This window comes from Croceitalea rosinachiae (genome assembly GCF_031846445.1).
Taxonomy (GTDB): Bacteria; Bacteroidota; Bacteroidia; order Flavobacteriales; family Flavobacteriaceae; genus Croceitalea; species Croceitalea rosinachiae.
In genome coordinates, this window is sequence record NZ_JAVRHR010000001.1 from 1,102,953 (window position 1) to 1,129,940 (window position 26,988).

Annotated in this window: 27 protein-coding genes; 11 read left to right on the plus strand and 16 right to left on the minus strand. The window is 36.0% G+C overall.

All coding sequences use genetic code 11. The features are described 5' to 3' along the window. Positions 1-273: 273 nt before the first annotated feature. From RM706_RS05000 to RM706_RS05015, 4 genes are all read left to right on the plus strand, one after another. Positions 274-1,638 carry a sigma-54-dependent transcriptional regulator gene (locus RM706_RS05000; protein WP_311349928.1) on the plus strand — a complete coding sequence of 455 codons (1,365 nt, stop codon included), beginning with the start codon at positions 274-276 and terminating at the stop codon, positions 1,636-1,638. Then, entirely contained in the window at positions 1,638-2,981 is a 1,344-nt protein-coding gene (locus RM706_RS05005) for a sensor histidine kinase (protein ID WP_311349929.1), read from the plus strand. The genes RM706_RS05000 and RM706_RS05005 overlap by 1 nt, the downstream gene beginning before the upstream one ends. A gap of 9 nt (positions 2,982-2,990) precedes the next feature. Then, a complete protein-coding gene (locus tag RM706_RS05010; protein ID WP_311349930.1) occupies positions 2,991-3,434 on the plus strand; it encodes a 3-oxoacyl-ACP synthase in 444 nt (147 codons plus the stop codon). A gap of 89 nt (positions 3,435-3,523) precedes the next feature. Further along, entirely contained in the window at positions 3,524-3,901 is a 378-nt protein-coding gene (locus tag RM706_RS05015) for a SnoaL-like domain-containing protein (RefSeq protein ID WP_311349931.1), read from the plus strand. A gap of 1 nt (position 3,902) precedes the next feature. Here RM706_RS05015 and arfB read toward each other — a convergent pair whose 3' ends face one another. The 13 genes from arfB to RM706_RS05080 all read right to left on the minus strand — a co-directional run bounded on the left by arfB (position 3,903) and on the right by RM706_RS05080 (position 18,803). Continuing rightward, complete coding sequence (gene arfB / locus RM706_RS05020; protein ID WP_311349932.1) at positions 3,903-4,307, minus strand: alternative ribosome rescue aminoacyl-tRNA hydrolase ArfB; 405 nt, start codon at positions 4,305-4,307, stop codon at positions 3,903-3,905. Between the two features lie 41 nt (positions 4,308-4,348). Next, positions 4,349-5,326 (minus strand): ABC transporter ATP-binding protein, encoded by a 978-nt coding sequence (locus RM706_RS05025; protein WP_311349933.1) that lies wholly within the window; start codon positions 5,324-5,326, stop codon positions 4,349-4,351. Between the two features lie 68 nt (positions 5,327-5,394). Beyond that, the gene (locus RM706_RS05030) at positions 5,395-7,506 is read right to left on the minus strand and encodes a prolyl oligopeptidase family serine peptidase (protein WP_311350456.1); all 2,112 of its coding nucleotides are present in this window, start codon (positions 7,504-7,506) and stop codon (positions 5,395-5,397) included. A gap of 155 nt (positions 7,507-7,661) precedes the next feature. Beyond that, positions 7,662-8,651, minus strand: a complete 990-nt coding sequence (locus RM706_RS05035; RefSeq protein ID WP_311349934.1) for an aspartate-semialdehyde dehydrogenase — start codon at positions 8,649-8,651, stop codon at positions 7,662-7,664. A gap of 142 nt (positions 8,652-8,793) precedes the next feature. After that, complete coding sequence (locus RM706_RS05040) at positions 8,794-9,669, minus strand: glycoside hydrolase family 16 protein (protein ID WP_311349935.1); 876 nt, start codon at positions 9,667-9,669, stop codon at positions 8,794-8,796. 128 nt (positions 9,670-9,797) lie between these two features. Then, complete coding sequence (locus tag RM706_RS05045) at positions 9,798-11,090, minus strand: M20 metallopeptidase family protein (protein ID WP_311349936.1); 1,293 nt, start codon at positions 11,088-11,090, stop codon at positions 9,798-9,800. Between the two features lie 122 nt (positions 11,091-11,212). Beyond that, a complete protein-coding gene (locus RM706_RS05050; RefSeq protein ID WP_311349937.1) occupies positions 11,213-11,938 on the minus strand; it encodes a LytTR family transcriptional regulator DNA-binding domain-containing protein in 726 nt (241 codons plus the stop codon). A gap of 602 nt (positions 11,939-12,540) precedes the next feature. Further along, positions 12,541-13,698 carry a glycoside hydrolase family 26 protein gene (locus tag RM706_RS05055; protein ID WP_311349938.1) on the minus strand — a complete coding sequence of 386 codons (1,158 nt, stop codon included), beginning with the start codon at positions 13,696-13,698 and terminating at the stop codon, positions 12,541-12,543. A 174-nt stretch (positions 13,699-13,872) separates the two neighbouring features. Further along, positions 13,873-15,525, minus strand: a complete 1,653-nt coding sequence (locus tag RM706_RS05060) for a serine hydrolase domain-containing protein (protein WP_311349939.1) — start codon at positions 15,523-15,525, stop codon at positions 13,873-13,875. A gap of 69 nt (positions 15,526-15,594) precedes the next feature. Next, positions 15,595-16,410 (minus strand): helix-turn-helix domain-containing protein, encoded by an 816-nt coding sequence (locus RM706_RS05065; RefSeq protein WP_311349940.1) that lies wholly within the window; start codon positions 16,408-16,410, stop codon positions 15,595-15,597. Positions 16,411-16,580: 170 nt separating this feature from the next. Beyond that, on the minus strand, positions 16,581-16,982 hold the full coding sequence (gene mscL, locus RM706_RS05070) for a large-conductance mechanosensitive channel protein MscL (protein WP_311349941.1): 402 nt from the start codon (positions 16,980-16,982) through the stop codon (positions 16,581-16,583). Between the two features lie 80 nt (positions 16,983-17,062). Beyond that, complete coding sequence (gene alr, locus RM706_RS05075) at positions 17,063-18,166, minus strand: alanine racemase (RefSeq protein ID WP_311349942.1); 1,104 nt, start codon at positions 18,164-18,166, stop codon at positions 17,063-17,065. Then, the gene (locus RM706_RS05080; protein ID WP_311349943.1) at positions 18,159-18,803 is read right to left on the minus strand and encodes a thymidine kinase; all 645 of its coding nucleotides are present in this window, start codon (positions 18,801-18,803) and stop codon (positions 18,159-18,161) included. Before RM706_RS05080 ends, alr begins: the two co-directional genes overlap by 8 nt. A gap of 250 nt (positions 18,804-19,053) precedes the next feature. On the opposite strand from RM706_RS05080, the gene RM706_RS05085 reads away from it, so the two are divergent. The 4 genes from RM706_RS05085 to RM706_RS05100 are packed head-to-tail and all read left to right on the plus strand — an operon-like array spanning position 19,054 to position 21,381. Next, the gene (locus RM706_RS05085; protein ID WP_311349944.1) at positions 19,054-19,728 is read left to right on the plus strand and encodes a DUF8457 domain-containing protein; all 675 of its coding nucleotides are present in this window, start codon (positions 19,054-19,056) and stop codon (positions 19,726-19,728) included. Positions 19,729-19,774: 46 nt separating this feature from the next. Next, positions 19,775-20,128 carry a DoxX family protein gene (locus RM706_RS05090; protein WP_311349945.1) on the plus strand — a complete coding sequence of 118 codons (354 nt, stop codon included), beginning with the start codon at positions 19,775-19,777 and terminating at the stop codon, positions 20,126-20,128. 9 nt (positions 20,129-20,137) lie between these two features. Further along, positions 20,138-20,809: a 16S rRNA (cytidine(1402)-2'-O)-methyltransferase gene (rsmI, locus tag RM706_RS05095; RefSeq protein ID WP_311349946.1), complete on the plus strand. Its 672-nt coding sequence runs from the start codon at positions 20,138-20,140 to the stop codon at positions 20,807-20,809. Further along, positions 20,806-21,381: a uracil-DNA glycosylase family protein gene (locus RM706_RS05100; protein WP_311349947.1), complete on the plus strand. Its 576-nt coding sequence runs from the start codon at positions 20,806-20,808 to the stop codon at positions 21,379-21,381. The genes rsmI and RM706_RS05100 overlap by 4 nt, the downstream gene beginning before the upstream one ends. Here the strand turns inward: RM706_RS05100 and RM706_RS05105 are convergent. From RM706_RS05105 to RM706_RS05115, 3 genes are all read right to left on the minus strand, one after another. Continuing rightward, complete coding sequence (locus tag RM706_RS05105) at positions 21,371-21,955, minus strand: Crp/Fnr family transcriptional regulator (RefSeq protein ID WP_311349948.1); 585 nt, start codon at positions 21,953-21,955, stop codon at positions 21,371-21,373. The two genes, RM706_RS05100 and RM706_RS05105, sit on opposite strands and share 11 nt — an antisense overlap. Positions 21,956-21,974: 19 nt before the next feature. Beyond that, complete coding sequence (locus tag RM706_RS05110; protein WP_311349949.1) at positions 21,975-22,550, minus strand: hypothetical protein; 576 nt, start codon at positions 22,548-22,550, stop codon at positions 21,975-21,977. A gap of 166 nt (positions 22,551-22,716) precedes the next feature. Next, positions 22,717-23,319, minus strand: a complete 603-nt coding sequence (locus tag RM706_RS05115) for a carboxymuconolactone decarboxylase family protein (protein WP_311349950.1) — start codon at positions 23,317-23,319, stop codon at positions 22,717-22,719. Between the two features lie 47 nt (positions 23,320-23,366). On the opposite strand from RM706_RS05115, the gene RM706_RS05120 reads away from it, so the two are divergent. From RM706_RS05120 to RM706_RS05130, 3 genes are all read left to right on the plus strand, one after another. Continuing rightward, positions 23,367-23,795, plus strand: coding sequence for an OsmC family protein (locus RM706_RS05120; protein WP_311349951.1), 429 nt, complete (start codon positions 23,367-23,369; stop codon positions 23,793-23,795). A 167-nt stretch (positions 23,796-23,962) separates the two neighbouring features. After that, positions 23,963-25,651 (plus strand): single-stranded-DNA-specific exonuclease RecJ, encoded by a 1,689-nt coding sequence (gene recJ, locus RM706_RS05125; protein WP_311349952.1) that lies wholly within the window; start codon positions 23,963-23,965, stop codon positions 25,649-25,651. A 39-nt stretch (positions 25,652-25,690) separates the two neighbouring features. Continuing rightward, complete coding sequence (locus RM706_RS05130; RefSeq protein WP_311349953.1) at positions 25,691-26,962, plus strand: MFS transporter; 1,272 nt, start codon at positions 25,691-25,693, stop codon at positions 26,960-26,962. Positions 26,963-26,988 lie beyond the last annotated feature (26 nt).

Sequence of the window (26,988 nt, forward strand, 5' to 3'; positions counted from 1 at the left end):
GTGCCATAAAATTAAAACCCTGATAATCAGATTTTTAAAAAATTTTTATTAAAATCCAACAATTTGATGTGTAAAATTTTTATACAAAAAGTGTAAAATAATTTTACATAGCTTTTATTTTTGAATAATCAATCCGTAGTTTTAAAAATTATGGGGTGGTCTGGCAAGCCCTTCATTTGAAGGGAATACCAAAATAAAGACCTCTAAAAGATAGAAAGGTTACAAAAACGGTACATAATTTGTTTTCGAGTTAGTAGGTTAAAACCATTGATTATGACCAACGCAAACATTTTGGTAATAGATGATAACAAAAGTGTTCTCAGCGCTTTAGAGATTCTATTACAGTTCGAATATAAGAGTGTTAAGACCTTATTTAATCCAAATCAAATCTCATCCTTTCCAAATATTAAAGAAATTGATATCGTATTATTGGATATGAACTTTTCAGCTGGCGTAAATACCGGTAATGAAGGCTTGTTTTGGTTGAATGAAATTAAAAAGAAATCACCAAACACATCTGTAATTATGATGACTGCTTATGGGGCGGTAGATTTGGCGGTTAAAGCTTTAAAGCAGGGCGCATCTGATTTTATTTTAAAACCATGGAACAATGAACGTTTATTGACTACGGTAAAGTCAGCCTATGAGCTTCGAAAGTCAAAAGAAGAAATTAACCAACTTAAAAAGAAAGAAAGTCACCTTAAACGGTTTATCAATGAGGATAAGAACCACATCATTGGTAATTCAAAAGCTTTAATAGCAGTACTCAACCTCGTTCAAAAGGTCGCTAAAACGGATGTAAACGTTTTGATTACAGGGGAAAATGGAACGGGTAAGGAATTAATAGCAAGAGAATTACACCGGCTATCAAGCAGGAAGAATGAGGTCTTCATAAATGTTGACATGGGTTCCATATCGGATAGTTTGTTTGAAAGTGAACTTTTTGGGCACGCCAAAGGTTCTTTTACCGATGCTAAAGAAGATCGTGCAGGAAAGTTTGAAGCTGCCAATCTTGGAAGTCTATTTTTAGATGAAATGGGCAACCTTTCACTTCAAACCCAGGCGAAACTCCTTTCTGCAATACAGAATAAATCTATTGTTAGGGTGGGGTCTAATAAACCAATTGATGTTGACATCAGATTAATATGTGCAACCAATTGTAACTTAGATCAAATGGTTATTGATGGTCTTTTTAGAGAAGATTTATTATACCGAATTAACACCATTCATATTGAGGTACCGCCGCTTCGGGAACGTGAAGGTGATATCTTGGTTTTGGCAGATTTCTTTTTGAAACAATTTGCCAATAAGTATGATAAATCTGGATTGAAAATAAATAATTTGGCCCAAGAAAAACTGATGGAATACCAATGGCCAGGTAATATTCGTGAGTTACAACACACAATGGAACGTGCTGTTATTTTATCGGAAGGGAATGTTCTAAAGCCCACCGATTTCTTATTACATTCAAAACCGGCACAATCTTTAGAAACTGAATTGATTACTTTGGATGAAATGGAGCATCATATGATTTCAAGAGCATTGGAACTTCATGATGGAAATTATAGTGCGGCCGCGGAACAATTGGGAGTATCAAGGCAGACCCTATATAATAAAATGAAGAAGCTTAGTAAATAATGGCAAGTAGAAATTTTTATATTCAATTAATAATCAGAATACTATTTATTACTGCAACCGCCATGGTAATGGCTTTTGCCATTGTAGAGGCTTGGTATTTAATACTCTTTGTTACTGTTATAGCTTTGGTATCTCAAGTCTATGACCTTATCCGTTTTATCAATAGTACCAATAGAAAAATCGCCTATTTTTTTGATGCTATTAAGAACGAAGATTTTACGCTGAGGTTTCCAGAGAAGGTTTCGATTAAATCGTTTAAAGAATTAAATCAGAGTTTAAATCGTGTCAACGGATTAATTCAAGAAGTACACTTACAGCTTCAGATACGTGAAAAATATTACCAAGAAATTTTAAAGCAGGCGAATATTGGTATCATGACCTTTAACGATAAAGGGCATATTCTTTTTTCAAACCCGACGCTAGAGAACCTATTAAATTATAGGCCACTTAACCATATCAAACAGTTAAAGCAAATAGACGCCAAACTTTATGAAGTATTTGAGTCTTTCAAGCCTTTTGAACGCAAACTATTTCAATTAACCAATGAACGCGAACAAATTCAATTGGCTTTAAAATCCACACAAGTTGTCTTAGATGAAAACCCTCTTTTATTGGTAGTTGTGCAAGACATCAATGAAGAACTTGATGAAAAGGAGACTGACTCATGGATTCGTTTGATTCGAGTACTCACCCATGAAATCATGAATACGATAACACCCATAACCTCCATTTCAGAATCTATTTTAAAGTATTACCATAAAAAAGATGGTGCGATTGTGGAACAACTAGATAAGGAAAAAATTTCTAGTGCCGCAAGGGGGTTGGAAGTGATTAAAAGTCAAGGGAACAATCTAATGGATTTTGTACAGGGCTATCGAAGTTTTTTGAACGTTCCTTCGCCTGATAGAGCCATTGTCAGTGCCAGCAGCTTATTTGACAGGGTTCAAGTATTGATGCAGCTAGATGAGAATTCAACGACTAAAATAAAATGGATTCAAAATGAACCTGAGATTGAGTTTTTTATTGATGAGAAACAATTGACACAAGTACTCATCAACCTTGTAAAAAATGCGATTCATTCTTTGGAACTTGAAGCTTCTGGACTAATTCAAGTCATAGCTGGGCAAGATAATAAAGGGAGAAAATGTATCGTGATTAAGGATAATGGGCCTGGAATTCCTGAAGAAATGATAGATGAAATATTTGTACCCTTCTTCACTACAAAAGAAAAAGGAACAGGAATTGGATTGAGTCTTTCAAGACAAATCATGCAATTGCATGGGGGCAGTTTAAAACTATATTCAAAGCCTGGTACGGAAACTGTGTTTACCCTAACTTTTTAAATTAATATTTTGAAAACGGAAGCATATCAATATTGTAAAGCATACGTTAATTCAAGAATACAACGAATTCAAAAACAAATTAATGAGGTTAAATTGTCATTGTCTTCCGAATCAAAAAGTACAGCAGGGGATAAGCATGAAACAGGTAGGGCGATGTTACAATTAGAACGAGAAAAATTAGGTCAACAACTACTGGAAGCAGAAAAAATGCAACAGCTTCTTAAAAAAGTTCCAACAGAAACAAATAGTGAAAGAGTAGTTTTAGGAAGTTTGGTTCAAACAGATACTACGTTCTATTACATTGCTATATCCGCAGGGAAATATGAAGCTAAAGCCGCTGAGATTTTTTGTATTTCTCCAAATACTCCTATTGCAAGATTACTTTTAGGGAAAGAAGTCGACCACAATTTTGAGTTTAATAAACTAAAATCTAAAATAATAGCAATCAGCTAGATATGGCATTTTTCATTTAACTTTTCCTTAAAGTATTTAGGTGTTTTCTTTTCTATATTTAAGAAGAATAATCAATAAATAAAACAATCATGACAACACAAGAAGTAGCAAACCAATTTGTAACCTTATGTAAAGAGGGCAAGTATGATGAAGCATATGGAATGTATGCAGACAATGCAGTAAGTGAAGAAATGCCAGGAATTCCAAACCATATTACTACTGGAAAAGAGAATATTGTTAAGGAGTACCAACAATGGGCTGAAAATATTGAAGAAATGCATGGAGGCTCTGTTGGCGAACCGATGATTGCGGGCAATCATTTTGTGGTACCTATGTCAATAGATGCCACTTTTAAAGACCGAGGGCGTCAACAAATGGATGAACTTTGTGTTTACCAGGTGGAGAACGACCAAATAACAAGAGCAACATACCATTACCAATTGCCAGATATGGGGCAGGGAATGTAGTTTAATCTAAATTCGGTTTTTGTCGATTTGTTTTTTTAATTGAAGCCGCTTTTTTTGACTTTATCCTTTTTTCGACAGAAGATTTTGAAGGCTTTGTAGGTTTCCTTTTTTTAGGAACATGCAAAGCCTTTTTTAGTACTTCAAAAAATCGTTTTACAACGAGTGCTTTATTTTTATGCTGGCTTCTGGCCTCATCACATTGAAGGATTAAAACATACTCTTTTGTAAGCCTATTTACTAACTTAATTAATAACCTTTCCTTTTCTAATTCCGATAGTCCTTCCGATTTTAAAACATCAAAACTAAGCTCCACTTTTGAAGATACTTTATTCACATGCTGACCACCCGCCCCACTGCCGCGAATGGCTTTAAATTTTAATTCTTGTATGATTTTATCGTAATCCAAAACCCTTTTTTCGATAAAGTTAAGAATTCAAAGATGGACGATTAGTTCTGTAATCTTTTATTGACCAGTTGAAGAGAGACATTTAGAAATACCTGTGAACTTACTTTTAGGGCATGGCGATTGGTGAAAAATACGCTTAAACCATTATTGGAGAGGCCTTCTATTAAATAGTGGCTTCCCTTAAAATGATTGTTAACGACATAAACTTCAAATCCAGAAGCTTTAGAAATTTCAAACTCATGCGGATACACTAAAATAACATTATCGCCTGTGCCATACTCCTTTAACAGGGAAACCGGAATTTGATTGACAATATCAAAGAGCGAGGCGGTGTATTTTTTCTTTGGTTTTTGATATAATTCTAGTGTAGGTTCATGAGCTAGAACCGCTCCATTTTTTAAAACAATGGTTTCGTCAGCAAAGGGCAATACATCATTAGGGTCGTGGCTGGCATTGATAACCGTAATACCTTTTTCTTTTAAGTAAGGAAAAAGCCTATAACGCAATTCATTTTTTTTGAATTGATCAATACTACTGAAAGGTTCATCTAGCAATAACACTTCAGGTTCTTGCGCCAATGCTCTAGCCAATGCCACACGCTGTTGCTGACCGCCACTTAGGTTTTTTACTTTGATGTCTGCATAGTCCTCCATTTCAATGACAGAAAGCAATTCATCGATACGGGCTTGATGGGTTTCCATTTCGAAAGCGGACAAATATTCTGCTATATTCTCAGATACTGAGGTAAAAGGCATCAAATCAAAATCTTGTGCCACATATTTCATGTACTTTTCCCCAGGAACCAGATTATAGCTTGGCCCTAAAACTTCATTGTTTTTCCAATGAATGTTTCCTTCATCAAGTTCAAGTAGGCCATAAATTGCTTTTAGTAAGGTGCTTTTTCCAGAACCACTTTCCCCCATGATAGCAAGATGTTTTGCTTCTTCCAAAGTGAATGTAATCTCCTTAAGAATAAGCTCATCTTGATACGAAAAAGAAATATTACCAACGTTTAACATAGAAAATGGAAAAGAAAAATCCGTTTCTTAAGAAACGGATTTTCTGTCTTAATTATTTCAGAAAAAACCTAATCGGTTCCATCTGTAATTTTTATCTGATTTGGTAAAGTTTCAAAACCCATATTGAAAAAAGTAAAACCAAAAATATCTGCATATTGTTCTATAGTCTTACTGACCGGAGTACCTGCTCCATGTCCTGCATTGGTTTCAATTCTGATAAGCGTAGGGTTATTGCCAGATTGCTTTTCTTGTAGTTCGGCAGCAAACTTAAAACTATGTGCAGGAACCACCCTATCATCGTGATCACCTGTAGTAACAAGTGTTGCGGGATATTCAACTCCAGCTTTTACATTATGTACAGGAGAATAACCTTTTAAATACTCAAACATTTCTTTACTATCTTCTGCAGTGCCATAGTCATAGGCCCATCCAGCTCCAGCGGTGAAGGTATGATAGCGAAGCATATCGAGCACCCCAACTGCTGGTAGGGCAACTTGCATTAAATCTGGTCGTTGGGTCATTGTCGCACCAACTAAAAGGCCTCCATTTGAACCACCACGTATAGCCAAATATTCTTTTGATGTGTATTTGTTTTCGATTAGATATTCTGCTGCAGCGATAAAGTCATCAAATACGTTTTGCTTTTGCATTTTAGTACCCGCATTATGCCATTTTTTACCATATTCTCCACCACCACGAAGGTTAGGAACCGCATAAACACCACCTTGCTCCATCCAGACAGCATTAGTAATACTGAATGATGGGGTCAAACTAATATTGAAACCACCATAACCATAAAGTATGGTTGGGTTTTTTCCATTAAGCTTCACTCCTTTTTTATGTGTAATGATCATAGGCACTTTAGTACCATCTTTTGACTCGTAAAATACTTGAGTGGAGATATAATCGGATGGATTGAAATCGATTTTTGGCTTCCAATACTGTGCGTATTCTCCTGTTTCAACATTGTACTTGAAGGAAGAACCAGGAGTGCTATAATTGGTGAATGAAAAATAAAATTCTTTATCTTCTTTCTTCCCGCCAAAGCCACCGGCACTTCCGATTCCCGGTAAGTTGACCTCTCGCACTAATTTTCCATTGAAATCATATTGAAAAACTTTTGAGATGGCATCAACCATATATTCAGCAAAGAAATAACCACCACCACTGCCAGCAGTCAACACATTCTCTGTTTCTGGGATAAAATCCTTCCAATTTTCAGGAGTAGGATTAGCTGCATCAACGACCACGATTTTTTTATTCGGAGCGTTCAAGTTGGTGACCAAAAATAATTTAGGCCCCTCATTGTCCATCACATAAGTATCAGAATCGGTATGGTCTAAAATTGTCACCAAACTACTATTGGGCTTTGATAAATCTTTCATGAACAACTTGTTTCCAGAAGTGGAAACCGAGGCAGAAATAAATAAAAAGCGTTCGTCTTCAGAAACCCGTCCACCAATATAGCGGTGTTTTTCTTCAGGAATGCCCCCGTAAATCAACTTATCTTCGGATTGTGGGGTGCCTAATTTATGAAAGTACAGTTTGTGTTGGTCGGTTTTTGCCGAAAGTTCGCTTCCTTTGGGTTTATCGTAACTAGAATAATAAAAACCTTCATTACCTTTCCACGACAAGCGACTAAATTTAATATCTACCAGAGTATCTTCGACCCGTTCTCTGGTTTCTGTATCGATAACAATTGCTTTTCTCCAATCACTACCACCTTCTGAAATAAGATAAGCTGCCATTGAACCATCTTTGGTAAAACTTAAACCGGCCAAAGAAGTTGTTCCATCTTCTGAAAAAGTATTTGGATTCAAAAACTCTTCGGCTTCCCCATCTCCTTTTTTTCGGTAGACCACATATTGATTTTGAAGCCCATTATTTTTATAGAAATAAATGTAATCACCTTCTTTGAAAGGAGAACCTACTTTTTCATAGTTCCAAAGCTCTTCAAGCCTTTTCTTTAAGTCTTCTCGAAAGGGAATTCTCTCTAAGTATCCAAAAGTGACGTTGTTTTGTTTGTTGACCCATTTTTCAGTGTCTTTACTTCGGTCATCTTCAAGCCAACGATAGGAATCTTCAACGGCAGTTCCAAAATAGGTATCTGATTGTCCAATTTTACTGGTGTAAGGGTAGTTCACTTTAATTAAATCTTTTATGACTTTGTTCTGTGCCATGGTCGTTTGGGTACAGATAAAAAAAAGTACTGTACATAAAGAAGCTAGGGTTTTCATTTCATATTGATTTAACCACCCCAAAATAGTCCAAATCAATGAAAAGTGCCTTAAAATAATGAAGACTTAACTTTTTTTAACGTATACGTCCAAGGTTTTTATACCAACTTATTTTCAACCAAATACTCTGCAATTTGTACCGCATTGGTAGCGGCTCCCTTTCTAAGATTATCAGAGACTATCCACATATTTAGAGTATTGCGCTGTGTTTCATCTCGGCGAATTCGCCCAACAAAAACATCATCTTTATCATGTGCATAGATAGGCATTGGGTAGGTGTTAGTATCTGGATTATCTTGTACTGTAATACCTGGAGTTTCACTTAATAATTTTCTCACTTCTGATACGTCAAAATCGTTTTGAAACTCAACATTTACAGATTCTGAGTGCCCACCTGCAGTAGGGATACGAACCGCGGTTGCCGAAACAGAAAACTTACGGTCATCCAATATTTTTTGAGGCTCGCGAGCGAGTTTCATTTCTTCTTTAGTATACCCATTTTCTAAAAAGACATCGCAATGTGGTAAAGCATTACGGTTAATAGGGTATGGATATGCCATTTCACCCTGAATACCCGCCATTTCATTTTCAAGCTGTTTAACGGCCTTAACACCAGTACCTGATACTGATTGATAGGTAGAGATCACTACACGTTTCATTTCGTATTTTTTGTGCAAAGGATTCAGGGCCATGACCAATTGAATTGTAGAGCAATTAGGGTTAGCTATAATTTTATCGTCGGTTTTGAGTTCAGAAGCGTTGATTTCTGGAACCACTAATTTCTTAGTTGGATCCATTCGCCATGCGGAAGAGTTGTCGATGACCGTAGTGCCAACTTCTGCAAATTTGGGAGCCCATTCTAGTGAAGTGCCTCCGCCAGCAGAAAAAATAGCAATTTCTGGCTTAGCTTCCACGGCCGTTTGTAAACCAACTAAAGTATATGCTTTGCCTTTATAACTTAACTTTTTACCAACAGAGCGTTCAGAAGCGACCAACAACAATTCTGTGATTGGGAAATTACGTTCTGCCAAAACTTTTAACATGACCTCGCCGACCATGCCTGTGGCGCCAACAACTGCTACTTTCATTATAATTTTTTTAGAATGCCAAAGGTAGTTCGCAATTTGGAAATTACAAGCAATGAAAATACCAATTACAAAATGAAACAAAAAGTTATATTTACAACAATTAAGCAGGGAGTGTTTTCTTTGAATCAAATATGGTTTTAGGCTATTGATAAACCCTTATATAATCCACTACCATGGGACTTTCTCTAAAAGTTGACTCAATATCGGGCTCTATAGCTATATTCAATATGAAATAATAATCAGCATCATAAGGCCAAGTATCAGTATCTTTTGTTGATGGCTTGTATTCAAAATGCTTAATGCCGTCAACACTAAATATCATTTTATCTTCAGTCCAATCGAGGGTATATAGGTGAAATTCATCTGAAGCACTATTGATGTTTTGCCCACCAACATTTTTTACCTGGTACCCATAACTTGACCCATTATGGACCGCACTTGAAACATAATCTTGATTTTTGCCCCAATGTTCTACAATATCTATTTCACCGCAATTTGGCCAATTTACCGTTCCAAAACCTTTGTTGTCCCAATAGGCACCATCTTCATTAATATTTTTATTTAACATCCAAATAGCTGGCCAAGTGCCAACACCTTTTGGCAGTTTTGCCCTTATCTCTATGCGTCCATAGGTAAAGGCAAACTTTGAGTTTAATCGCGCAGAAGTATGATATTTTATTTGGCCTTGGTCATCAAACACCTCTTTTTTAGCCATCAAGTTTAAATACCCATTCTTTAAAAAAGAATTTTCTTGTCGATCTGTGTAATGCTGTATTATTCCGCCCCACCAACTTCCTCCTGGGGGCAACTGTGTTTGATGAAACCATTTCTCGGTATCTATCGCACCTTCACCTTCAAACTCATCGGACCAGACCAAGGTTTCGAATTGAGAATCTTGAAGGTCAACATTGCTTTTAGATAATCTTTCTTGAGCAGATACGGACTCCGTAAAAATCAAGAACCAAAAAAGGGTTTTTACTATATATGTTATAATAAGTTTAGTTGTTGATTTGGTCATCTTTAGACTTACATTTAATAGGGATGATTAGTAATCAAAATTGTTTTGAAGCTGCACTAAGTTACTATAAAAACCCCTAGGATATTAGCTATAATATACTACCTATGACAATTGTTGTTTATAGTGCCTTATTCATTATTAACTCTTTCTAAAATCAATGATGAAAAAGATTTCACTCCAACTCTTATACATTCTTCATCAACATCAAAATTGGGTGCGTGATTCATAGCACTAATTCCTTTTTTAGGATTTGCACCACCCAATAAAAAATAAACCCCTGGTGTTTTCTGTTGAAAATAAATGAAGTCATCATTGAAATATGGGATTTGTCCATGACTCATTTCAACATGGTTCTCACCATAAATAGTAGTCAAAGTTTTAATCGCATCTGTTGTTAAGGATTTATGATTAAAGACTGTTGGATTTTCTTGAATAAAAGATGCCGATATGAATTTGTCTTGGTGTTTTGACTTACTAATTATCTGCTCAATTTTTGGCAAGATATTAGGTAAATTAGACTTATCGGTTTCGTAGGCCTCAGTTATTAAAGTAAGTTGATTGTCGTCTTCTTCAATGATAAAATTTTCTTGCAGATACAGATAGTCCTTGAAAAAAGTATTAGGGTTCGTTAATCCAAGTTTAGCATCAAATGCTTTTAGAATTTGCCAAGGATTTGTAGAATCTTTTCTTCGTAAAGTTTCATTTCTTAATTGATTGTATAGCTCTTCTGCATCTTCTTTTGACAATTCACCGTTGAATTTAAGTTGTATTATTTTTTGATAAGCATATAACTCGTTTGGTTTAACCATTATCTGACCTACTGGCAAGGCAGTTACATGTAATGTATAAATTTCATCTATATTCATTTCTGAATATAAGTTGCTGTCGACTATATTTTTGGCACCATCAAAGGTTTCTTCTTCAGGTTGAAATATAAAATATACGGTACCATTAATTGATTCTTTGTTTTTGGATAGTACCTCTGCTATTCCGAGTCCTATTGCCATATGAACGTCATGACCACAGCCGTGCTGTACTCCTTTAATTTTAGATTTATATGATACTTGTTCTGGAAAATGCATGGGTAAGGCATCCATATCAGCTCTCCATGCTATATTTTTTCCTTCTCCTCCTCCTTTCAGAATTCCAATGACGCCGTAACCCGCGACCTCTGTCTTAATCTCTAATCCTAAATTCGATAAATATTCGGCAATAGCTTTAGAAGTCCTTTTTTCATATCCAGCCAATTCAGGATACTGGTGAAAATCCCTTCTTATTTTAATTAAACTATTGGAAATTTCATTTGTCTGCTTTTCTATTTCTTGATGTAAGTTGTTTTGATTTAAGAATCTAAAACTTATTAGGACTATTAATAGCAGTATAGATAATACAAGTAGGCTTTTAATTTGAATTATTTTCATCGTTACATTTTTAATAATTCATCTAATAGAATCAGAAAATTATGAAGACAAAAAAAATTGTGACAAATCGATATTTATATTGATTGAATATTAATTTTTAGGCTGAAATAATAATTTCTGGGCTAAATGCCTAACATTGACTTTATGGTTTTGTAGTACGATTTTGATAAGGGAACAAGGAGACCTTCATAATGAAACTCAATTTTGCCATTTTGAGAATTTCCCTTTATTGCTTTTATTTCTGAAAGATTTACCAAATAAGAGCGATGTGATTTATATAAAAATGGCACTTGTTTCTTGACCGCCGTTAGGGTGCTTCTAAAGGTTTTGAGCTGTATAATATTGTTTTTTGTATAATAAATATTTACATAATTTTCAGATGCTTTAATATACAATAACTCTTCTTTTTTAATTGTTATTTTTTCATCCTTATTAATTCCATAGATATCAATTTCATTTAAAGAATCAGAAGTAATTAATTCCCCGAATTTACTTCTTAAGTAAATATAAAAAGGGAGAAGAATCAACATGATTGGTACTATTGAGTGTTGAAAGAACCATAGGCCATGTTTCAAATAATCATATTCATAATATTTGGAATTAAAAAAATCGTTGAGGAAGACTTCGTTGTAAAAATGGATTGGCACACTAGAAATCAGAATGAAAAGAATGAAAGAAATAATTTCATCTTTAATCTCCCAGTTTTTGCTTTTGTAATTGTACCATAAGTTCTCGATTCTTGACCAAAGCAAATACATCATAAAGAATAACAGACCAAAACCAAAAAATATTAAATATTTATGATTTGATTCAAAACTATATGTGCCAAAAGGTTGAAGGAAAATCATAACAAAGGTTAATATTCCCCCCAGAAAAACCCCAATCAATAATTGGCTTTTAAACCCATAATTGTAAGGCGTTTGTTTGAAAGTAAATTTCACATCCTAATTTGTTTGGACATTTCTTTTATGTAAGGAACTAAAGTAAAACAAAAAAACCGCTTATTAGAATGCTGTCAAGCGTCTTAAGGTTGAAAAAGTGTATCGCGTTTTCGATTATTATAATTTAGGTTTGGTTGTATACCATCCAAACCCGATAAGCGGATAATTTTTTATATGCCTTAATATTATGATTTATCGTGATTAGAAATTTTAAGAAAGCACCTATTGATTTAACACAATCGCCATATCATATTCTTCTACCCGTTAACTATGAAATCGGAATTTGACTTCCTATGTCCCTGATTTTGCCCTTTGTCAAGTAGATAGCTTATAGTGGTTGTATCTTGGAGATTTTATATTATTGCACATTGGCCGTTTGAAGGAGCTGCTGAGAGTTATTTGTAGTTACAAAGTACTGTGTAATTTGGTTGAGCAAGTTGTTAGCGATTTTTGTGTTTAATACTTTTGCAGAACACTTTGATATAATTCTTTCGTAAAAATTTTTAATATTAGTTCTTAGAATAATACCCCAGCAATTTAAAGAGTTCTGTTGATTGTTTTAAATAACGATCTTTATTGGTCTCTTCAAACCAAGCTCGGGATACTTGTTCGTTGTTGTAGAGACGACTATCTTTCCATTCTGAAATTCCGGAAATTCTTGTTTGAGGCCAATCTTCGTTTATAAAACTAACGGCTTTAATATTCTTTTGGTAAATGAATGTGAAGAAGTTTACAAACCATTGATTCCAAACGTCAACACTTTTGCCGTCAATACCGTTAATCGGGTTAGATTCTGCAATCATTACTGGTTTCTTGTGTTGTTTGGCAAATTTCAGAACATCATCGCAGTAAGCACCAAAGTCTGTGCCGTTATATGCATGCCCAAAGACAGAAATAGCTACCCAGTCTACATAATCATCGCCCGGATACCAGGCAGAAAGTGGATAGTTCTTAAATGGTTTAGATGCATAAGAGTGCCAAACAAATGCGATATTGTCTACTTTTTTTTTGCGTATAAGATCAACAATATGTCTATATGCCTTGATAAATTCCTCTGGTTCAAGTTCATTATGGGGTCCATCAAATTCGTAACCAATTCTCAAGTAAATAGGTCTGTTCGCCGATTTGGCCCAAGCACTATATTTCTTAATAATACGGTCGTAATCCCCATTGCCTGTAAATTTCGCAATATTCCATTTTCCTACCAACCACAGAGCACTTTGAATAACAGTATTGGGAAAATTCTCGATTAACATCTGGTGGTTTTGAGAAGAACCGCTTTCATTTATATGGGTCTCGGTAACCCCTTTAAATTCGGGGATACCCCAATAGGCTGACCAGCCCCCTGGATTCTTTTGATTCGGAAAATTCTCAAGATATTCTGAAATACTTTCAACCGTTTGACCCATGATAAGTAGAGTTTTTCCATGGGGAGGAACAAATTTTGTCTTTTTGTAATCATAATCAAATTCAGGATCAACTTCCTTATTGATTTGCAATACCATCTTTTCAATGGATAGTTCAGTTGATACCGAATCTTTAACTATTTTTTTCTGTGACCAAACTAACGGTGATAAAAAAAATAATAGCCCAGGCGTTAAAAAAATAATCCTATATTGAATTGATGACTTACGAATCATCATACTTAAATCAATTTCTTTTTTCATTTTTATATAAGTTGACGCTGTTTTGAAATTGGCGCTAACGGTTGGTGCAAAAATAGCTGCAAGATTAAGCAACTAACTTACTAAAAATGAAACGAGCCAAAGGAAAATCCGTGAAATTTTCTGAATACCTAAGCAACAAGCAATTGTTTTTACATATTGTTATGTGCTAGCTTTTTATTTCAACAAAGCAGGAAGGATATAATCTCTGAATATTTCAAGTGATTGCCCTGTTTTTCTATTTCTGTAATTACCTGCTGTAGTAACAGCTACAACTTCTAACTCTGGCACTACAAAAATAAATTGCCCCCCAGTGCCTCTTGCTTCAATAGATTTAATAGACTTTCCATCTATCAAATAGGTATGGTGGTACCAGAAATAGCCATATTCATCTTTATTGCGAGAATCTTGAAGGCGCGTATGTTTTTTAAAAGACTCTTGAACCCAACTTTTAGAAATTATTTGCTCACCGTTCCATATCCCTTCATTAAGATAAAGTTGACCAAATTTGAGCATATCTCTTGGGGTTAAGGGCAAACCACCTCCAAAATAGGGTATAATTCCAGTATCATCAGTATTTATAATATAATTTGTAATCCCTAAAGGAGCGAAAAGCTTTTCATGCATATAAAATTCTAAGGGCATATCTAACCGATTGTATAGGTAAACCCCTAATAAAAATGGATTGGCAGAACCATAATCGGTATAAGCTCCTGGCTTATGTACAATAGGCGCTTCTAAAACTGTTTTCAACCAACTATCATCTGATCCATCTTGGTAGAATTCCTCAGATGCTTTATTATTTACATCTAATCCAGAACTCATCGTCAATAAATGTCTAATCGTGATTTTAGACTTTAAGGAATCTTTTGTGTATTGATATTCTTGGGGTATAAAATCATATAATTTCTCATCAACACTTTCGATGATTCCGTCATCAATAGCAATGCCTATGATAGCTGATGATATACTTTTAGAGGCAGAACGTGTAGTGTGTGGTGTATTGGCATCGAAACCTGCGAAGTATTTTTCATATAAGATTTTTCCTTTTTGTGCGACAAGAATGCTCTCCATACCCTCTAGACTATCACTTTGAATATCTGCTTCCATTTGTGGCAGTGCTAAGCGATTTTTTGATGACTCCCAGGCGTCATTTATTCTTATATTTTCATTTGTTGAAACTAAAGGGTTCGCGTTATATAGATCAATTTTTTTAAATGTTGTTTTTGCAATTAAATTATTTGCTAAGCTAATATCAAACACAATCTCTGAAGGTTTTACTTGGCCTTGAAATTTGAGCCCTGTCGGATAATCATTAAAAGAGATGTTGTTTTTTTCTTGTTTATAATCGCTAACCCAGAATGATCCCAATAGAGGATATATCGTATGGCCATTTTCATTTACTTCTTCTATTTTAAGCCTTAAATTGTTTGGTTTTAAATGATGTAATACTGTCAAATTTAAGTTGCCGACATAAAGATTTCCTTTTCTGTATAGTTTGACCGGATAAAAATTTCCTTTTAAGCCCATAAATCCATTTATTATAGATTGACCTTGATTGATCTTACCGTTAAACATAATATTTTCATCTAACTCAAGCCTAAACGCATTACTAAGTTTAAACTCTTTTGTTATAATTTTTTTATTGGAGGAAATTGCGAAAATTGCGTTTTCTTCTTCTAATTTTATAATTATATCTAATAATAAACCATTGGTATCTTTAAGTTTTCCTACCCATTCACCTACAAGGTCTTTATCACTTATTTGCTGCGCACAACTGGATATAACTATTAGTAAAAAGAATACTAAAAATCGTGGGTATTTAAACATAATTCAGGTTTTAATTGAACCCAAAAATAGCATAAGGATTTTAGCAAAAATTGTATCAGATTGACATGACTAGAATTTATTCAGTTTTTTTCGGTAGGAACTAGGATTTATATCAAAAACAGAGTTAAACACGCGGTTAAAATGGCTCTGGTCCGCAAATCCTGCTTCGTATGCGATAGTAGTTAGCGAATAATCTATGTTGAGTAAAAGGGGTATGGCCTTTTTTAGTTTTTGTTGCCTTATGTACTCACCCAGATTTACAGAAAGATATTTGGAGGCGGCTCTAGAAATATGAGTCGGATGCACTCCAAGCTGTTCTGAAAGATATTTTAAATTGAGATCGGAATTATCAAAATGTACAAGTTCTTTCAAGTGTTCAACCCATTCAGGAATATTTTGAGTAGTGCTACTATCTCTTAAGTCACTCAGAGCATCACAAATTTGTACCAATAAAAGTTCAATGGCTATTTTACTGTATGTGTCATTTTGTAAAAACTCTTGGTATAGTTTAGCAAAAAGAAAATGTATTTTAGGGTGTTGTATTAATTGACTGCCTTCTAAAATCGTCAGATTTATATCATTTTTTTTAAGCCAACTTTTTTCAAATTCAAGATGAAACCCTGCAGCATTCTCCGAGTGCTTGGAACCATAATGGGTTTCTTGCCAATTAGTAAACATTAAGCTTCCTGCAGGACATAAGGTTTTCATTTTGGTATTACAATCTTTCATATTTCCGTTTAGAACGTACCAGAAATAGGGGTTTTCATGGTAATGCCAATCAGTAGGCCTACCTGTGTTATAATTGTATTGGGATAACAGAATCCCATTGAATGATTTTTCCAAATCTTTTATGCCGTAATATTGTCCTTTCGTCAGTATTTTCATTTTTGAAGGGGCTTGCACATAACAATTGTATATAGATTATTAATAATCCATATAGCTCAGCCTATGTTCGGAACTAAAATAAAACAAAAAAACCGCCTGGTAGAATGCTACCAAGCGGCTTAAGGTTAAAATGTGATGTAACGGCATTCTTAGAAAAATACTAAGAACAATTATTTTTTGAGTGCATCACGAATTTCAGCAAGTAATTCTTCTGTAGTTGGCCCTGCTGGTTCCGCGGGTGCTTCTTCTTCTTTTTTCTTCATATTGTTGATTCCTTTGATCATTAAGAACATGACAAAGGCAACGATGATAAAGTCAATGACGCTGGTCAAAAATGTACCATACTCTAAATATACTTCTCCTACCATTTCTCCTGCATCGTTTAATGCACCATCTTTTAATTTCATTCGTAAAGCTTTGAAGTCCGAGTCAAAAAGTAATCCAATTAGTGGAGAAACTATTCCACCAGTAAATGATGTCACTACTTCTTTAAAAGCAGCACCCATAACGAAACCAACGGCAATATCTACCAGGTTTCCTTTCATTGCAAACTCTTTAAATTCTTTAAGCATTGTATTTATAGTTTAAGTGGTTAATACCCACACAATGTACAAAAAAACTAAAAGAGATGTTAAAAGTTGATTTGAACGGTTTAAACAACAGTTCTTTTGACCCGCTGCGATATTGCCGTTAAAATTTCATAGGAAATAGTTCCGCTTGAATTGGCAAACGATTCTGCAGATGATTCCTTTCCAAAAACGATGACCTCATCGCCTTCTTTACAATCAATATGGGTAATATCAACCATAATCATGTCCATACATACATTACCGATAATGGTAGCGTGTTTTCCATTGATTATAACAGTGGCTTTTCCATTTCCGTATTGCCGGCCAATACCGTCTGCATGGCCGATAGGTAAGGTTGCCGTTACGCGATATCCATCGGAGGTGTAGCCCCGATTATAACCCACACTTTCGCCAGGCTCAATTTTATGTATTTGAGAGATACTAGTTTTTAAAGTGGCAACGGGCTTAAGGTGTTTGTCTATTTCTGAATGGTTTCCATAACCATAGAGCCCGATTCCACTTCGAACCATTTCAAATTGTGCTTCCGGATAATTTAAAACACCAGAGGTGTTCAGCATATGTCTAAAGAAAGAATAATCTACTTTTTCTTTCAATTCATTTGCTGTTTTTTTAAAGGTGCTGATTTGGGTAAGACTGAATTCGCGTTCACCCTGATCTTCTGATGCTGCCAAATGTGAAAAAATAGACTTGATTTTTAACTCGTTTCGCGCATCAAGAGTCTTAAGTATATAATCAATATCGTTTTCCCAAAACCCTAGCCGATTGAGTCCCGTATTAAATTTTAAATGTACAGGGTAGTGGGTTTGTTTCTTTTCGTTTGCATGTTCTAAAAAGAGTTTTAATATTCTTGGAGAATACAGACTTGGCTCTAAACAATGGTCGATGAGTACGCCGAAGTTAATAGGTTGGGGATGTAATACTAAAATGGGTGATGTGATGCCGGCATCTCTGAGCAAAACACCTTCTTTTACATAGGCGACCGCAAAATAATCGGTTCCGAGTGCTTCTAATTTTTTTGCAATGACGACCATATCAGTTCCATAAGCAAAAGCCTTGACTACCCCTAAAAATTTGGTTTGGGGGTTTAATTTTGATTTAAAATACTTGAAATTATGTTCCAGTGCCGAAAGGTCAATTTCTAAGGTAGTTTCTCCAATATTACTCATTGGGCGCTTTCTTTTTAACTTCAACTTGTTCAACATCAACATCAATCTCTTTCACCCTTTCTTTCAACATGGCTTTGTAAAAGGCAGCTCTACTTAAAGGCTCGTATTCTTCCGTTTCACCTAATAAAACTAGATTGTCATTACTTGATTTTCTAAAGCTGTAGTTAGCCAGATTACCTGTTCTTGTGCAAACAGCATGCACCTTTGTGACATATTCAGCAGTAGCCATTAGGGCTGGCATAGGACCAAACGGATTTCCTTTAAAATCCATATCAAGTCCGGCAACTACAACACGAACCCCACGATTGGCCAAATCATTGCAAACCGTTACAATCTCATCATCAAAAAATTGGGCTTCGTCAATACCAACCACGTCACAACCATCAGCCAATAATCGAATATTTGCCGCCGCAGGAACTGGGGTAGAGCGAATCTCATTAGAATCATGCGACACCACCATTTCCTCATTATAGCGTGTATCTACCTGAGGTTTAAATATTTCTACTTTTTGACGTGCAAATTTGGCGCGTTTTAGGCGGCGAATCAGCTCTTCGGTCTTTCCTGAAAACATAGAACCCGAGATGACTTCAATCCATCCAAATTGTTCTTTATGGTTTACGGTGTTTTCAAGAAACATATTGTACTTTTAAACTAAATTAAGAGGTTTGTTCGTTTTAATTGATGTGAGGCGCGAAATTAATTAAAAATACTGGGGCTTAAACCTTAATAATTTAACCTTTTGTTCTCAAATTAAAATGACAATAGGTATTACATTTATAGTACTATCTTCAGGAAAACCTGTGGATTATTAAAAGTAAATACAATATTAAATCCGATACAAACGTCGAAATATATAAATCTCGATTATCGAGTTAAAGAGATAGAAGATGAAAAGAAAGCTAAGAGAAGAGTTGGTCAAACTTTCCACCAATATAATCACTTCTCGCGAAGACAAAGAACTTACGGACCTATACGAGGTTGCCAAGAACTTGTACGAGAAATTGGCTGTGCTAAAATTTATTGATGAGAAGCTCAATGATGTTGAAGTTGATGTTTCGAAAAATGTGATAGCATCTCGTTTTGAAAAAATGGCAGGTGCCGTAATGAGTGAAAATAGAACAGTTCCAGAGACGAACCCGCATGAAGAGGACATCATCACGCCAGGAATGGATACCATAAAAGGAATGGTTTCTGAGATGCCTACGGAGGCTATTGAGTATATTTTTGGAGATTTTATGGCGAAGCCCATAAAGAACGATAATGAAGAAATTTCACCTGAACCTACTACAGAAAATACCATTTCAAAGAACCAATCACTGAACGATAAGCTGAATAAGGACTTGCAGATTGGCTTGAATGACAAACTTGCCTTTGTAAAGCATCTGTTTAACAACAATATGGAAGATTATACGCGAGTACTCTCACAATTGTCCACCATTGATACTGAAGAACGTTCCATTGCCTTTATCAATAATATGGTAAAACCAGAATATAAAAACTGGGAAGGAAAAGAAGAATATGCTGAACGTTTCATTGCCCTAGTGGAGCGAAAGTTCGCCTAATTATCCTTTTTTGTACATTTAGTGAAACCAACTAAATGTTTTAGTCGTGATAAAAAAGATTCTTTTTTGGGTTTCAACAGGGATGTTGACCCTAATGATGTGTTTTTCAGTTTATAATTATTTTTTCAACCATGATCTCATAGTAGGTTTCTTTGAGAATTTTGGGTATCCGACCTATATCATTTATCCGCTTGCAATTGCCAAACTTTTAGGGTTAGTGGCCATATGGGGTAATTTCTCTAAATCACTCAAAGAATGGGCATATGCCGGCTTCTTTTTTAATGTGGTCTTGGCATTTTTTGCGCATTATATGGTAAATGATGGTGAACACATGGGTGCATTAATAGCTACTATAGCAGTTTTAGTTTCTTATTTTACAGGGAAAGAAGTTAGGCCCTAACTTTGTTGTATGGGAAAACTATTTCTGGTACCTACACCAATTGGAAATTTAGAGGACATTACACTTAGGGCGATTACTGTTTTAAAAGAAGTGGATTTGATTCTTGCTGAAGATACCAGAACTAGCGGTAAGCTTTTAAAGCATTTTGATATTAACACCCAGATGCATAGCCATCATATGCACAATGAGCATCGCACAACAGAAAACCTAATACATAAGCTACGAGCGGGCACCAGCATGGCGATGATTTCTGATGCTGGAACTCCAGCCATTTCTGACCCAGGCTTTTTATTGACTCGTGCTTGTATTGAAAATGATATTGAAGTAGAATGTTTGCCCGGGGCAACTGCTTTTGTGCCCGCTTTAGTGAATAGTGGTTTGCCAAACGACCGCTTTGTGTTCGAAGGTTTTCTTCCGGTTAAAAAGGGGCGACAGACTCGTCTAGAACTTTTGGCCCAAGAAAATAGAACCATGATTTTTTATGAATCTCCGCATAAGTTATTAAAGACACTCACCCAATTTTCTGAATATTTTGGAGGTAACAGATCAGTCTCTATATCTCGAGAATTGACCAAATTATATGAGGAAACAGTGCGTGGAACAGTAGTTGAGGTTTTGGAGCACTACACGCAAAAGCCCCCTAAAGGAGAGTTGGTCATTGTTGTAGGAGGGAAGAAATGAAGAATCTGCTCACAGAAATTAGAAACTGTTCGGTTTGTGCAGAAAACCTTCCTCTGGGCCCGAGACCTATTGTTTCCGCTCATCCCGAAGCTAAAATCATCATTATTGGCCAAGCACCTGGTACCAAAGTTCATGAAACAGGGGTGCCTTGGGATGACCCAAGCGGTCGACAATTACGAAAATGGCTCGGAGTTTCCGATGAGGTATTCTATGATGAAACAAAAATAGCATTAGTACCTATGGGTTTTTGCTATCCCGGTAAGGCAAGGGGAGGAGATTTACCACCAAGACCAGAATGTGCTCCTTTATGGCATCAAAAACTATGGAACAGTATGCCTAATTTAGAGTTGATCATAGTAATAGGCACCTATGCCCAAAAATATTATCTAAAAGAAGGGATGGAAAAGAACCTGACTGAAACTGTTCGAGCCTATAAAAACTACTTGCCTAGATATTTTCCGCTGCCGCACCCATCTCCACGAAACCGATTTTGGTTGTCAAAGAATCCGTGGTTTGATGATGAGGTAGTTCCTAAACTTGGGAGTAGTGTAAAAGAAGCTTTTAGTATCTAACCGAAGCACGTATTCTACTGAAGGTTTCGGGCTTCATATTTAAATAAGAGGCCAGATATTTTTGTGGAATCACTTTAAGCTCTTCTGGGCAACGTCTCATAAAAGTCATATAGCGTTCTTCGGCAGATAAGGTTAATAATTCCACTTCTCTCGAAAGTCTTCCAAATAATATTGTTTTGAAAAACCCATGCGCCCATTTGTGAAAGTCATGAGAAGTTTCAAATAAGGAAACATAATCTTTTTTAGAAATAGCCAGTAGTTTTGAGGGTTTTAATGCTTCAAGAAACATGTCAGCCGGCTTTTGGTTGATAAAAGAATTAAAAACACCAGAAGGGCTACCAGAGTATGAAAACCCCAACACCACTTTTCCCCCTTTTTGATTTAAGAGGTATACTGCTTGAACACCTTCAAGTACTACATAAAAGTATTTTTCAATTCGCCCTGCTTCCGTCAGGAATTCGTTTTGCTTAAATGATTTTTCATGCCATAAATCAGTAAATGTAATTTCTTGTTTTCTAGTAAAAGAAATGCCTTTGAATACTGATTTTAATGCTCTTGAATGTATCTCGTTCATATGTGCATAAAGATAGTAATCATGTTGGCGAAGTAAGAATTTTATCAATTTGGACCATATGTCTTTCTGCGTGGCAAATCAAAAATTCAAAAGCTTCTGGAAGATAAAAACTGACGATTGGACCAATAGCGGAATTAAAGGTCTTGTGTTTCATATGCCTGTTTCGGCTTTTTAAAACATTTGATTTTAAACTATCATATGAGGTTAAAAACCGATTAAAAATAATCTTTGTGCTTTCTGAAGTTAGCTGTTCTTTTTGAAGTAAAGGCTCAAAGCGTTTCAAGGTTTTAATTTTAAAAGGCCTTTTCCCGTTTTTCGGACGTTGTCCTTCAATAACAAACTTTTGCCACCATCTTGCTTTAAAAGACCAAGGTTCAGAAGCTTCTCCTTTTAGTTCGTTAAGAGCATGTTCAATCTTTGAATCATAAAAGCTAAAGGCAATGCTTAAATGCTCCAAAACCTCTAGGGTGTTCCATGATTTGTATGGTGCATCTATTAAATGATTAAGCGGTAGCTTTTGAAGATTTTCAACCTTGCTTAAAATTAGGTTCAATCGCTGAATTTGGTTTTCAGGGGTAAGTAACAAATTTGCCATGACTGTTCGTTTTTTGATTACAACAAAGTTGCAACTAAGTCTTTTTCCAGAAGTTGATTTAGGTCAAGAAATAACAGTATCATGAGATTCAATAGTTTCAACTATGAAAAACCCCGCCAAGGGGCAGGGTCTAAAATCTCATATCTAAAGCGAAACGTTCTAATCTCTAATACGTACTCCCATCATGTTTCCCTTTCTCCCAGCCATGTTTGCCCAAATATTGATTGGCACTTTCAATGGCCCCGTCTTCAATGTCGGTTCCTTGACTATCATTCCAGCGGTTTAGGTATCCAAAGAGGGAAATAACACCAAGCATTTCTACGATTTCACCTTCATTCCAATGTTGGTACAAACGTTCTTTTATTTCTGCATCAACCGCATTGGGTACTTGGGAGGCCTGCAAAGAAAAATCCAATGCGGCGCGTTCAGCTTCTGAAAATGAAGGATGTGTTCTGTACTCCCAAATATTATCCAATTGCTCCTGTTCTGCACCATAGCGCTCTGCAGCTCTAATGGCATGTGCTTGGCAATAACGGCAACCGGTAGCATTGCTGCTCACCCAAGCAATCATTCTTTTTAAAGCTGAAGTAACGCGTCCTTCATTGGCCATTACTGCTTTATTTAGGTTGATAAATGCCTTAGAAATAGCCGGTCTGTGCTGCATGGTAAGCACTGAATTTGGACAGAAACCTAAGGTCTCATTAAAGAATTCAGCTAATTTTTTGGTGTCTGCATCATGGTTTGGATCAAGGGGTTGTACTAATGCCATTTGGTTTCTTTTATCGTATTTTTATCTCTTACAAGAAACAAAAATTTATGGGAACAACGAATCATACTAGCACGAAATGGAAAGGCGGAATGGCCTTTGAAAGCAACAATCCTTCAGGACTTAATTTAACCATTGATGCAGGCCCCGATGACGGAGGTCAAGGAGAGGGATTGCGACCAAAGGCGCTAATGCTTTCAGGCCTGGCGGGTTGTTCAGGATTAGATGTTGCATCACTTATTAAAAAAATGAAACTTGATGTTGATGATTTTAGTATTGAAACCATAGCGAATCTTACTGATGAGCATCCAAAATATTATGATTATGTGGTTATTGAATATCATTTTCATGGGGCTAATTTAAATGAAGAAAAACTGAAGCGTGCCGTAGATTTGTCGGTTGAGAAGTATTGCGGTGTGATGGAAATGTTCAGACGGTTTGCAGAGTTAGAAATCAAGACGGTTTTTCATAAAAAGTAAGTTAACGTCGCTTTGAGTGTCTTGACAGAAGAGTCGGGATGTATCGAGAAGTACATTCCAAAATTGGCCAAAATGAAATTTAAATGATTTGTTCTCGATACTTTCCGAACTTGTTCGGAAAACTCGAACTGACTTCTGGTCAAAACGAAAAATGAACTTATTACATAATGCGCTGGACCATAAAACCCAAACCCAAGCAAGCTGACATTGACCAATTGGCGAATTCGCTCAAGGTAGATGATTTGGTTGCCCAATTGCTATTACAAAGAGGAGTTTCGACCTATGACGAGGCCAAGAAATTCTTTCGTCCCGAGTTAAGTGATCTTCATGATCCTTTTTTGATGAAAGATATGGAGGTGGCAGTCGCTAGAATTGAAAAGGCAATTGATTCGAATGAGAATATTCTCATTTATGGGGATTATGATGTTGATGGCACTACTGCAGTTGCCTTACTTTCATCATATTTATTGGAAGATTATACTAATGTGGCCACTTATATACCCGACAGGTATGGTGAGGGTTATGGAGTTTCTTTAAAAGGAATTGATTTTGCCGAGGATAATGATTTCTCTTTGATTGTTGCTTTGGATTGTGGAGTAAAAGCCATTAATCAAGTAAATTATGCTAAAGAAAAAGGCGTTGATTTTATTATTTGCGATCACCACCGTCCGGGGGAGAAATTACCTGATGCTATAGCAGTTCTTGACCCAAAGAGAAATGATTGCCAATATCCGTATGATGAATTGTGCGGTTGTGGAGTGGGGTTTAAATTGATACAAGCTTTGGCATCTAAAAAAGGGCAAACCATTGAAAGTTTGATTCCATATTTAGATTTGGTAGCCACAGCTATTGGAGCGGACATCGTTCCTATCACAGGAGAGAATCGTGTTTTAGCGTACCACGGCATGCAGGTAGTAAACTCCAATCCTAGAATTGGGTTTCAAGCGATTATCAATCAGGTCAAAAAGAAAGAATTGACCATTACCGATGTCGTTTTTATTATAGCTCCACGAATAAATGCTGCTGGCAGAATGGAACATGGGCAACATGCAGTAAATCTGCTCACAGAAACAGATTTAAAACAGGCAGAAACTTTTGCAGCGGCAATAGAACAATACAATTTTGATAGACGGTCTTTAGACCAAGAAATCACTAAAGAGGCATTGGACCAAATCAAAACCAATAAAGAGGAAAATCGATTTACCTCTGTCGTTTATAATGAGAACTGGCATAAAGGGGTTATAGGTATTGTGGCTTCACGACTGACGGAAATCTATTATCGCCCAACCTTGGTTTTTACTAAAAGTGGAGATAAATTAGCTGCCTCTGCTCGTTCTGTAAAGGGCTTTGATGTCTATAAGGCCTTAGAAGGATGTGTTGATTGCATTGAACAATTTGGCGGACATAAATATGCTGCTGGGCTTACACTTTTAGAAGAGCAGTATGAAAATTTCAAATCACAATTTGAGAATGTGGTTGCAGATAGCATTCCACCTGAACTTTTAGTTCCTGAACAACAGATTGATGCTGAAATCGCGTTAAATAAAATTAGCTCTAAACTAATGCGGATTATACGCCAGTTTGCTCCTTTTGGGCCTGGAAATATGAACCCTGTTTTTATGGCAGAAAATGTTCAGGATACGGGTTATGCAAAAGGCGTTGGCGAAGATGAAAAGCATTTAAAATTAACCGTTACGCAAAAAGGCTCGAAACCAATTGGAGCAATTGGATTTAATCTTGGCGATAAGATTGGTGTTGTAAAAAGTAAAAATCGTTTTGATATCGCCTTCAATCTTGATGAAAATGAATGGCAGGGCAATGTAAGTATTCAATTGAAACTAAAAGATTTAAAATAGCGATATGCAGGTTGAACCAAATCGAAATCAGGGTTGAATATGGAAAATAAACTAGACCCTTATGCAGCCTTACGTTTTAAGGAGTTCAACATTTTTCTAGGAGTACGTTTTGCGATGGTATTTGCTTGGTCGATGCAATTTATTGTTATTGAATGGCAGGTATATTCGTTGACCAAAGACCCTTTATCCTTAGGGATTATTGGGTTAATGGAAATTATTCCTGCGGTAAGCATTGCTTTGTTCGCAGGTCATATCGTAGATCAAAGTGAGAAAAGGAACCTTTTGGTAAAGTGTATTTTGGGATTTTCAGTGGTCAGTTTGGGCTTATTTTTAATTACCCATCCTTCGGTAGGAGTTGATTATACTTCAAAAACGGTATTGTATTCAATTTATACTTTGGTTTTTTTGGGCGGATTGGTCCGTGCCTTTATTGGTCCAACTATTTTTTCATTAATAGCCTTAATAGTACCTAAGAAGATTTACCCTAATGCCGCAACTTGGAGCAGCTCAACATGGCAAATGGCATCGGTACTCGGTCCGGCCTTTGCCGGATTTGCAATCAGTTGGATTGGGGTGCACTGGTCCATGTGTATCATTTTTGGCTTTTCAATTTTAGCATTGCTATTCCTTTTTAGAATTTCAAAGAAGCCCATATTGAATCCAAAACTGGGGGAGCCTGTTTTTCAAAGTTTAAAGGATGGCTTAAAGTTTGTGTTCAGCAGCAAAGCTATTTTTGGCGCCTTGACTTTAGATATGGTTGCGGTACTTTTTGGTGGAGCAGTAGCCTTATTGCCCATTTATGCCCAAGATATTTTACATGTGGGTTCGGAAGGGTTCGGAATCTTAAGGGCAGCACCAGCTGTGGGCGCATCCATAACCATGCTTGGATCCACCCGTTTCCCCTTACATAAGAATGCGGGTCGTAAATTACTATGGGCAATTTTTGCATTTGGGATTTGTATTATTGTATTTGGAGTTTCTGAACTCTTTTGGCTTTCTGTAATTGCACTCTTTCTAAGTGGTGCTGTAGATGGCGTGAGTATGATTATTCGCCAAACAATACTTCAATTAAAAACACCTGATAATATGCGGGGTCGAGTGGCTTCAGTGAATTCTATTTTTGTAGGATCTTCAAATGAATTGGGCGCTTTTGAAAGTGGTTTAGCTGCCAAATTACTAGGAACCGTTACAGCGGTTGTTTTTGGAGGTTGTATGACATTGCTGACTGTTGGGACAACAGCATTGGTTTCACCTACATTTCGACGATTAGATTTGTCAAAAGACGTTGAAGAACACGAAAAAGAGGCTTAGTTTAAAAGCTTCAATTTTTGTGTCAC